This window comes from Stenotrophomonas sp. INTA L402-1, from assembly GCF_059295135.1.
In genome coordinates this window covers 1-9,279 of sequence record NZ_JCAFWP010000065.1, presented here as the reverse complement: position 1 = coordinate 9,279, position 9,279 = coordinate 1, and the positions used below count along the sequence as shown (strand labels likewise).

7 protein-coding genes are annotated in these 9,279 nt (G+C 67.1%); 2 read left to right on the top strand and 5 right to left on the bottom strand.

Translation table 11 applies throughout. The features are described 5' to 3' along the window. Nucleotides 1-234: 234 nt before the first annotated feature. Complete coding sequence (locus AC5O77_RS21015; protein ID WP_164162773.1) at nucleotides 235-1,434, bottom strand: MFS transporter; 1,200 nt, start codon at nucleotides 1,432-1,434, stop codon at nucleotides 235-237. 72 nt (nucleotides 1,435-1,506) lie between these two features. On the opposite strand from AC5O77_RS21015, the gene AC5O77_RS21010 reads away from it, so the two are divergent. Beyond that, nucleotides 1,507-2,304 (top strand): AraC family transcriptional regulator, encoded by a 798-nt coding sequence (locus AC5O77_RS21010; protein ID WP_049463047.1) that lies wholly within the window; start codon nucleotides 1,507-1,509, stop codon nucleotides 2,302-2,304. 59 nt (nucleotides 2,305-2,363) lie between these two features. On the opposite strand, the gene dnaJ is transcribed toward AC5O77_RS21010, so the two are convergent. From dnaJ to hrcA, 4 genes are all read right to left on the bottom strand, one after another. Beyond that, nucleotides 2,364-3,488: a molecular chaperone DnaJ gene (gene dnaJ / locus AC5O77_RS21005; RefSeq protein ID WP_032128292.1), complete on the bottom strand. Its 1,125-nt coding sequence runs from the start codon at nucleotides 3,486-3,488 to the stop codon at nucleotides 2,364-2,366. 154 nt (nucleotides 3,489-3,642) lie between these two features. Further along, a complete protein-coding gene (gene dnaK / locus AC5O77_RS21000; RefSeq protein WP_032128291.1) occupies nucleotides 3,643-5,568 on the bottom strand; it encodes a molecular chaperone DnaK in 1,926 nt (641 codons plus the stop codon). A gap of 181 nt (nucleotides 5,569-5,749) precedes the next feature. After that, nucleotides 5,750-6,265: a nucleotide exchange factor GrpE gene (gene grpE, locus AC5O77_RS20995; protein ID WP_032128290.1), complete on the bottom strand. Its 516-nt coding sequence runs from the start codon at nucleotides 6,263-6,265 to the stop codon at nucleotides 5,750-5,752. Nucleotides 6,266-6,328: 63 nt separating this feature from the next. Beyond that, entirely contained in the window at nucleotides 6,329-7,393 is a 1,065-nt protein-coding gene (gene hrcA, locus AC5O77_RS20990) for a heat-inducible transcriptional repressor HrcA (protein ID WP_032128289.1), read from the bottom strand. A 115-nt stretch (nucleotides 7,394-7,508) separates the two neighbouring features. Between hrcA and recN the strand changes: the two genes are divergently transcribed. Further along, a complete protein-coding gene (gene recN, locus AC5O77_RS20985; RefSeq protein ID WP_032128288.1) occupies nucleotides 7,509-9,170 on the top strand; it encodes a DNA repair protein RecN in 1,662 nt (553 codons plus the stop codon). Nucleotides 9,171-9,279: the final 109 nt, after the last annotated feature.

The window sequence follows — 9,279 nt, the reverse complement described above, 5'->3', positions numbered from 1 at the left end:
GAGCAAGCGGCGACCGAGCTTACATGGGTGAGGGCGCTTTGCTTGCGAAGCATTGCTTCGCAAGCGCCCGAACGCACAGCCGCCAGCGGCTGGGCCGGGCCCCGGAGGGGGACTTGCAGCGTCCCCCTCAACCGGACCCACCCCGCCAACCACGGATAGCCCGCTTCTGCTGTTGACGTTGACGTTGCCTTGGCTTCAGCAGGTGCAGGGCTGCAAGCCCTGCCCCCCCCCCCCTCAGTGAGCAGCAGGCCGCGACGGTGGCAGCCACGCCGCCACGATACCCAACAGCGGCAGGAACGCGGTCAACTGGTAGACGTACTCGATGCTGGTCTTGTCCGCCAGCAGGCCCAGCACAGCCGCCCCAAGCCCGCCCATGCCAAATGCGAAACCAAAGAACAGGCCGGACACCATGCCGATGCGGTGCGGCATCATCTCCTGCGCGTACACCACGATCGCCGAGAACGCCGAGGACAGCACGAAGCCGATCAGCACCGCCAGCACGGTCGTCCACAGCAGATCAGCATGCGGCAGCATCAGCGCGAACGGCGCCACGCCCAGGATCGAGGTCCAGATGATCGGCTTGCGGCCGATGCGGTCACCCAGCGGGCCACCAAGGAAGCCGCCGGCGGCGGACGCCACCAGGAACGCGAACAGATGCAGCTGGGCCTGCGCCACCGGAATGCCGAAGTGGTGGATCAGGTAGAAGGTGAAGTAGCTGCCGATGCTGGCCATGTAGAAGTACTTGCTGAAGATCAGCACCAGCAGGATCGCCAGTACCTTGGCCACGGTGCGCGGCGGATGCCGCGGCGCCATCGCAGCCGTGCTGACCGGTCGTGGCGTGCCCAGATGCAACGCGTACCAGCGGCCGACATAGGTCAGCAGAGCGATGCCGATCAGAGCGGCGCCGGCAAACCACGATGCGGCGTGCTGGCCATACGGCACGATCACTGCGGCAGCGATCAACGGGCCCAGCGCTGTTCCGAAATTGCCACCCACCTGGAACACCGACTGCGCGAAGCCGTGACGGCCGCCCGAGGCCAGTCGCGCGATGCGCGAGGCTTCCGGATGGAAGATGGCCGAGCCAATACCGACCATCGCCGCCGCCATCAGCACCACCGCGTAGTTCGGTGCGAAGCCGAGCAGCAGCATGCCGCACAGGGTCGAGGCCATGCCGATCGGCAGCGAGTACGGGGCTGGGCGACGGTCGGTGGCCATGCCGATCAAGGGCTGGAAGATCGAGGCGGTGAGCTGGTAGGTCAGCGTGATCAGGCCGATCTGGGTGAAGCTGAGATTGAAGCCGCCCTTGATCACCGGATAGATGGCCAGGATCAGCGACTGCATCATGTCGTTGACGACATGCGAGGTGGAAATGGCGGCCAGCACGCCGGGGGCAACCGGGCGTGAGGTCGTTGCGGGAGAAGCCAGGGTCGACATGGACACAGTCAGGTTGGGGGCGAGCCACGCATGCTACGGTGGCCTCCCCCTCCCTTCTGCCGCGTTCGGGTCATGGCATATCGCAAAAAGGACACTCCCTGCCCGGTCCGCGAGACTGCACCGTGGAACGAGGTTCCGGTACACCGCCCGGTGACCTGCCGCGCCCGCCACTACAAACCCGGCACCCACATCGCGCCCCACCGGCATCGCCGTCACCAGCTGGTGTTCGCCATGTCCGGACTGATGGTGGTGCGTGCGGACGGCGGCCGCTGGGTGGTGCCCTCGACCCGCGCGATCTGGGTGCCGGCCGGCATGGCCCATGCGGTGGACTGCATCGCTGAGGTGCATATGCGCAGCCTGTACGTGGAACCGGATTTCGCGCCGCAGCTGCCGGACGAGGCGTTCGCGGTACAGGTAGCGCCGCTGCTGCGCGAGCTGCTGCTCGCCGCCAGCCTGATCGAGACCGCGCATGTGGATGACAGCCGCGACGGCCGCGTGGTGCGCCTGCTGCTGGACGAGCTGCACCGCATGGACGTGCTGCCGCTACACCTGCCCTCGCCCTCCGACCCGCGCCTGCAGCGGATCTGCCAGCACATCCAGAAACATCCCGGCGACGACGCCACCCTGCAGGACTGGGCGCAGGCGCTGCAGGTGGACGTGAAAACCATCCAGCGTCATTTCGCCAGTGAACTGGGCATGACCTTCGGGCAGTGGCGGCAGCAGGCGCGGCTGCTGGCCGCCCTGGAGCGACTGGCGGTCGGCGACAAAGTCATCGATGTCGCGCTGGCGATGGGCTATGACAGCCCCAGCGCATTCACCAGCATGTTCAAGCGGCAGCTGGGGCAGACACCAGCGGCGTTTTTCCGCTGACCGCAAACGAAAACGCCGGGCATGGCCCGGCGCTGCCGTTCAACGTTTGCGTTGAAAACTCAGGACGTCATCCGGTCCCAGAAGCCCTTCACGCCATCCATGAAGGTGGCCGACTTCGGCGAATGCTTGCGCGCTTCCTCACCGACGAAGGTGGCTTCGAACTGCTCCAGCAGCTTGCGCTGTTCGTTGGTGAGGTTGACCGGGGTCTCCACCACCACACGGCAGTACAGGTCGCCTTCGCTGCGGCTGCGCACCGAACGCACGCCCTTGCCACGCAGGCGGAACAGCTTGCCGGTCTGGGTCTCGGCCGGGATGCGGATCTCCGCTTCGCCGCCCAGGGTGGCCACGCGCACGGTGTCACCCAGTGCCGCCTGCGAGATGCGGATCGGCACTTCGCAGTGCAGGTCGTCGCCATCGCGCTGGAAGATCGCATGCTCGCGCACGCGCACTTCCACGTACAGGTCGCCCGGCGGCGTACCGGCCGGACCGGCCTCGCCTTCGCCCTGCAGGCGGATGCGGTCGCCGGTATCGACGCCCGCCGGCACCTTCACCGACAGCACCTTGTCTTCCTCGACACGGCCATTGCCGTGGCAGGTCTTGCAGGGCTTGGCGATGATCTGGCCGCGGCCGCCGCAGTTGTGGCAGGCCTGCTGCATGGCGAAGATGCCGCGCTGGATGCGCACCTGGCCGCGGCCATGGCACACATTGCAGGTCTCGACCTTGCCGTCCTCCGAGCCACTGCCATCGCAGTCGCCGCACTCGGCCAGGGTCGGGATCTCGATGCGGCGCTCGACGCCGCGCACGGCCTCTTCCAGGTCCAGCTCCATCACGTAGCCGATGTCGGCGCCACGACGGGCCTGGCGCGGACCACCGCCGCCACCGCCAAAGATGTTGCCGAAGATATCGCCGAAGATATCGTTCATGTCCGGGCCGCCCGGACCGCCTCCGCCCATGCCGTGCTCGAACGCGGCGTGGCCATGGCTGTCGTACATGCGGCGCTTGTTGCCGTCGGACAGCACTTCGTAGGCTTCCTTGCACTCCTTGAAGGAGGCTTCGGCCGCCGCATCACCCGGGTTGCGGTCCGGGTGGAACTTCATCGCGCAGCGACGGTAGGCCTTCTTCAGCTCTTCGTCGTTGGCGGTGCGGGCAACGCCCAGCACTTCGTAGTAATCGCGCTTGCTCATATCGTGAATCGGGTTCCGGAAAGTCGGGATTCGTCAAAGCGGAAGAGCGGAACCAGGTCCGCTCTTGCGTCGGGCGCCCCGACACGCCGGTGGGCGGTCAGGACCCTGATGCGACAACGGGACGCTGATGGCCAGCGTCCCGTGTCGGTCCGGATCAGGACTTCTTGTCGTCCTTGACTTCGGTGAACTCGGCGTCCACCACGTCATCCTGCGGCTTGCCCGCATTGCCAGCGTCGGCACCCGGGGCGGCACCGCCCTGGTCGGCCGAAGCGGCGGCGAACAGCGACTGGCCGGCTTCTTCCAGTGCCTTCGACTTGGCTTCGATCTGTGCCTTGTCGTCACCCTTCATCGCGGTTTCCAGGTCGGCCAGCGCCGCCTCGACCTTGCCGATGACATCGCCGCCGACCTTGCTGCCGTGCTCGGTGATGGCGCTGCGGGTGCCGTGGATCAGGGCGTCGGCCTGGTTGCGGGCCTGCACCAGCTCCTGGAACTTCTTGTCTTCTTCGCGGTTGGCTTCCGCGTCGGCGACCATGCGTGCGATCTCTTCCTCGGACAGGCCCGAACCGGCCTTGATCTCGACCTTCTGTTCCTTGTTGGTCTTCTTGTCCTTGGCCGACACGTGCAGGATGCCGTTGGCGTCGATGTCGAAGGACACTTCCACCTGCGGCAGGCCGCGCGGGGCCGGCTCGATGCCGGACAGGTCGAACTTGGCCAGCGACTTGTTGAAGCGGGCCTGTTCGCGCTCACCCTGCAGCACGTGCACGGTCACGGCCGACTGGTTGTCCTCGGCGGTGGAGAACACCTGCGAGGCCTTGGTCGGGATGGTGGTGTTCTTCTCGATGATCTTGGTGAACACGCCGCCCATGGTCTCGATGCCCAGCGACAGCGGGGTCACGTCCAGCAGCAGCACATCCTTGACGTCGCCGCCCAGCACGCCGCCCTGGATCGCAGCACCCAGTGCCACGGCTTCGTCCGGGTTGACGTCCTTGCGCGGTTCCTTGCCGAAGAACTCGGTCACCGCCTGCTGCACCTTCGGCATGCGGGTCTGGCCACCGACCAGGATCACTTCGCTGATGTCGCTCGAACGCAGGCCGGCATCGTTCAGGGCAACGCGGCACGGCTCGATCGACTTCTTGATCAGGTCTTCCACCAGCGCTTCCAGCTTGGCGCGGGTCAGCTTGATGTTCAGGTGCTTCGGACCCGAGGCGTCAGCGGTGACGTACGGCAGGTTCACTTCGGTCTGCTGGGCGCTGGACAGCTCGATCTTGGCGCGCTCGGCGGCGTCCTTCAGGCGCTGCAGGGCCAGCGGATCCTTGCGCAGGTCGATGCCCTGGTCCTTGTTGAACTCTTCAACCAGGTACTCGATGACGCGGTTGTCGAAGTCTTCGCCGCCCAGGAAGGTGTCGCCGTTGGTGGCCAGCACTTCGAACTGCTTCTCGCCGTCGACGTTGGCGATCTCGATCACCGAGACGTCGAAGGTGCCGCCGCCCAGGTCGTACACCACGATCTTGCGATCCTTGTTGTCACCCTTGTCCAGGCCATAGGCCAGCGCAGCCGCAGTCGGCTCGTTGATGATGCGCTTGACGTCCAGGCCCGCAATGCGGCCGGCGTCCTTGGTCGCCTGGCGCTGGCTGTCGTTGAAGTAGGCCGGCACGGTGATGACCGCTTCGGTGACCTTCTCACCGAGGAAGTCCTCGGCGGTCTTCTTCATCTTTTCCAGCACCTTGGCCGAGATTTCCTGCGGGGCCATCTTCTTGCCGTCGCTGGTCGACACCCAGGCGTCGCCATTGTCATGGGCCAGGATGCCGTACGGGACGTGCGCGATGTCCTTCTGCACTTCGGCGTCGGTGAACTTGCGGCCGATCAGGCGCTTCACCGCGTAGAAGGTGTTCTTCGGGTTGGTGACGGCCTGGCGCTTGGCCGAGGCGCCGACCAGGACTTCGCCGTCCTTGGTGTAGGCGACGATCGACGGGGTGGTGCGATCGCCTTCCGAATTCTCGATGACGCGGGCCTTGCCGCCGTCCATGATCGCCACGCACGAGTTGGTGGTGCCGAGGTCGATACCAATGATCTTGCCCATGGGGGAGACTCCTGAGGATGCTTGTTGGGGTCAGTCCGGCCGCTCGCCGGTGGATGAATACGATGTGGGGGGGGCTCGTGGAACATTCAAGCCACCTCCCGAACGCTGTGTTCAGCGCCTGGAAAACCTTGCCAGGCATGGCCTGGCACGACCGGGACCGGGCATGGCCCGGCCCGGCCGATCAATCGGCGGCCACCACCACCAGCGCCGGCCGCAGCAGGCGCTCGTTGAGCAGGTAGCCCTTCTGGAACACGGTCACCACGCTGCCCGGGGCGGCGCCCGGGGTCGGCACCTGGCTGATCGCCTGGTGGTGTTCCGGGTTGAACGGCTGGCCGATCGGGTCCAGCAGGACCAGGCCGTTGTCGGCAGCGACCTTCAGCAGCTGCTTGTAGGTCAGCTCCAGGCCTTCGCGCAGCGGATGCGGGTCGTCGCCGGCGGCCTTCAGGCCGGCATCCAGGCTGTCGAATACCGGCAGCAGCTCGCCAAGCAGCTTCTCGTTGGCGAACTTGCGGGCCTGCTCGATGTCACGGGCAACACGCTTGCGCTGGTTCTCGAGGTCGGCGCGCTCACGCAGCGCATCGGCCTTGATCTGCTCGACTTCGGCGCGCAGGCGCTCCACTTCGTCGTTGACGCCGGCGGCGGCGGCCGCATCGGCGGCAGTCTGCTGGGATTCGATATCTGGATGTTCGTGGTTCATGTCTGGGTCCCTGGCGGTCAATCTCCGCCTCCACCCACCCTAGTGTGGGCGGGATGCTGCGTTTCAAGCGTCGGATGTTCCGGGAGTGCGCCCGGCCGGTGAAAAGGCCGCGCCAAGCACATCGGCGGTGGCCTGGACCAGCGGAATCATGCGGTCGTAGGCCATCCGCTTGGGGCCGATCACGCCCAGCACGCCCAGTACCTGGCCATTGGCGGTGTACGGGGCGGTGACCAGCGAGACCCCCTGCAGCGGCATCATCCCGGTCTCCTCGCCAATGAAGATGCGCACCCCCGGGGCCTGGATGGTGCGCTCCAGCAGCTGCAGGATCTCGCGCTTGCTGGAGAACAGCTCGAACAGTTCGCGCAGGCGCTCCAGGTCCGACAGGTCCTGCACCCCCATCAGCCGGGTCTGGCCGGCCACCAGCATGTCGTCGGCGGCCGGCTGCAGGGCCTGCTCGGCCAGTTCGATGCTGTGCGCCAGCAGCTGCTCCAGCTCGGAACGGGCATCGCGCAGCTCCAGCAGCAGGCGGGTGCGGATCTCGGCCATCGGCAGGCCGGCGAAATGGGCATTGAGGTAGTTGGCGACCTGCTCCAGCTGGCCTGGCGCGAAGTCCTGCCGGGTCTCGATGACCCGGTTCTGCACCTCGTTGTCGGCAAACACCAGGATCGCCAGCACCCGGCGCCCGTCCAGCGCCACGAAATCGATCTGGCGGAAGGCGAACTGCTCGCGCCGTGGCGCGCTGACCACGCCGACGAAGTGACTCATCGCCGACAGCAGCTCCGAGGCGCTGCCGAGCAGGGCCTGGGTGCTGCCGCCGCTGGCCAGCTCCTGACGCAGACGGGCCAGCTCGCCCTCGCCCGGCGGCTGCATCTGCAGCAGGCTGTCGACGAACACCCGGTAGCCATGCGCGGTCGGGATGCGCCCGGCCGAGGTGTGCGGCGAGGCCAGCAGCCCCAGGTCTTCCAGGTCGCCGAGGATGTTGCGGATGGTGGCCGGGCTGACCTCCAGGCCGGCCACGCGCGCCAGCGTCTGCGAGCCGACCGGCTCACCGTCCTGGATGTAACGCGCGATCAGCGTGCGCAGCAGATGGCGCGCACGCGGGGCAAGCTGGTCGGGAGAACCGTGCATGGAATCAACCTGTGAGACACGGACACTAGATAATGGCGGCGCATCACCTTGGCAAGTCATTGGACCTCCCTCGCCCGCGTGCTAGCGTTGCGCGGCTGCTGATACCCCCTTACCCATGCTCAGACATCTTTCGATCAAGGATTTTGCCGTCGTCCGCGCCACCGAACTGGAGTTCGGGCCAGGCATGACCGTGGTTTCAGGCGAGACCGGCGCCGGCAAGTCGCTGATGGTCGACGCGCTGGGCTTCCTGTCCGGCCTGCGCGCCGACAGTGGCGTGGTCCGCCACGGCGCTGCGCGCGCCGAACTTTCCGCCGAATTCGCGCTGGACCAGCTGCAGGCCGCGCGCCAGTGGCTGGCCGACAACGAGCTGGACGACGAGGAACAGTGCCAGCTGCGCCGCGTGATCCGCGCCGATGGCGGTTCGCGGGCGTGGATCAATGGCCGCCCGGTGACCCTGGCCCAGCTGGGCGACCTGGCCTCGTTGCTGGTGGAGATCCATGGCCAGCACGAACAGCAGGCCCTGCTGACGCGCCCGTCGCAGCTGGCCCTGCTGGACGCTTATGCCGGCAACGAGAACGAGCGCCGCCAGGTGCGCCGCGCCGCCGCGGCCTGGCAGGCTCTGGTCGATGAATCGCTGGCGCTGTCGCAACAGGGCGACGTCAGTGACCGGATCGGCTTCCTGGAGCACCAGCTGCGCGAACTGGACCGCGAAGATCTGGAACCGGAGTCGATCGTCGCACTCGGTGCCAGCCACCGCCGCCAGGCCCACGCCAGCGCCCTGCTGAGCGCCTGCCAGGCGGCCAGCAACCAGCTCAATGGCGACGACGGCAGTTCCGCGCTGGACCTGCTGCAGCAGGTGCGCCACGAGCTGTCGCGCCTGATCGAACACGACCCGCGCCTGGGCGAGGTGGACGGCCTGATCGAGAACGCCTCGATCCAGCTGCACGAAGCCCTGTCGCTGCTGGACCGCGTGCATGACGACCTCGACGCCGACCCGGAGCAGTTCGAGGAGAACGAGCGTCGTCTCGGCCGCCTGCACGACCTGGCCCGCAAGCACCGCGTGCCGATGGACGAGCTGGGCGCGCAGCGCGAGCGCATGCATGCCGAAGTCGAACAGCTGCGCGGCGCCGACGAACGCCTGCAGCGCCTGGCCGGCGAAATCGACAAGGCCGCTGCGGCCTGGCGCGTACAGGCCGAGGTGCTGACCGCCAGCCGTCGCAGCGCCGCTGCCGAACTGTCGGCCACCACCACCGGCATCATCGCCGAGCTGGGCATGGGCGGTGGCCAGTTCCTGATCGAACTGGAGCCGCAGGACGCCGGCAAGCCCGACCCGCAGGGTGCCGAGCGCGTGGAATTCCTGGTGGCGGCCAACGCCGGCCAGCCACCGCGCGCCCTGCGCAAGGTGGCCTCCGGCGGTGAACTGTCGCGCATCTCGCTGGCCATCGAAGTGGCCGCGCTGGACCTGGATGCGGTACCGACCATGGTGTTCGACGAGGTCGACTCCGGCATCGGCGGCGCGGTGGCGGACATCGTCGGCCAGAAGCTGCGCGCCCTTGGCGAGAAGCGCCAGGTGCTGTGCGTGACCCACCTGCCGCAGGTCGCCTCCAAGGGCCATGCCCACTACCGGGTCAGCAAGGCCCCGGTGGAAGGCATGACCCAGAGCGCAGTGGAAAAGCTGGACAGCAAGGCGCGCGAGGAAGAACTGGCGCGCATGCTCGGCGGCGTGGAAGTGAGCAAGGAAGCGCGTGCCGCCGCACGCAAGCTGCTGCAGGTCTGAGGCCTGTTCGCGGTTATCCACGCATGGCGTGGATCTACAACGCGCGAGGTAGTGCCGGCCGCTGGCCGGCAACCCAACACAGGTGAACGACTGTCTCTTATACACATCT

Excerpts from the sequence above, each read along its gene's own strand:
- AC5O77_RS21015 (WP_164162773.1), bottom strand. The coding sequence starts at position 1,434 with ATGTCGACCCTGGCTTCTCCCGCAACGACCTCACGCCCGGTTGCCCCC.
- AC5O77_RS21010 (WP_049463047.1), top strand. The coding sequence starts at position 1,507 with ATGGCATATCGCAAAAAGGACACTCCCTGCCCGGTCCGCGAGACTGCA.
- dnaJ (WP_032128292.1), bottom strand. The coding sequence starts at position 3,488 with ATGAGCAAGCGCGATTACTACGAAGTGCTGGGCGTTGCCCGCACCGCC.
- dnaK (WP_032128291.1), bottom strand. The coding sequence starts at position 5,568 with ATGGGCAAGATCATTGGTATCGACCTCGGCACCACCAACTCGTGCGTG.
- grpE (WP_032128290.1), bottom strand. The coding sequence starts at position 6,265 with ATGAACCACGAACATCCAGATATCGAATCCCAGCAGACTGCCGCCGAT.
- hrcA (WP_032128289.1), bottom strand. The coding sequence starts at position 7,393 with ATGCACGGTTCTCCCGACCAGCTTGCCCCGCGTGCGCGCCATCTGCTG.
- recN (WP_032128288.1), top strand. The coding sequence starts at position 7,509 with ATGCTCAGACATCTTTCGATCAAGGATTTTGCCGTCGTCCGCGCCACC.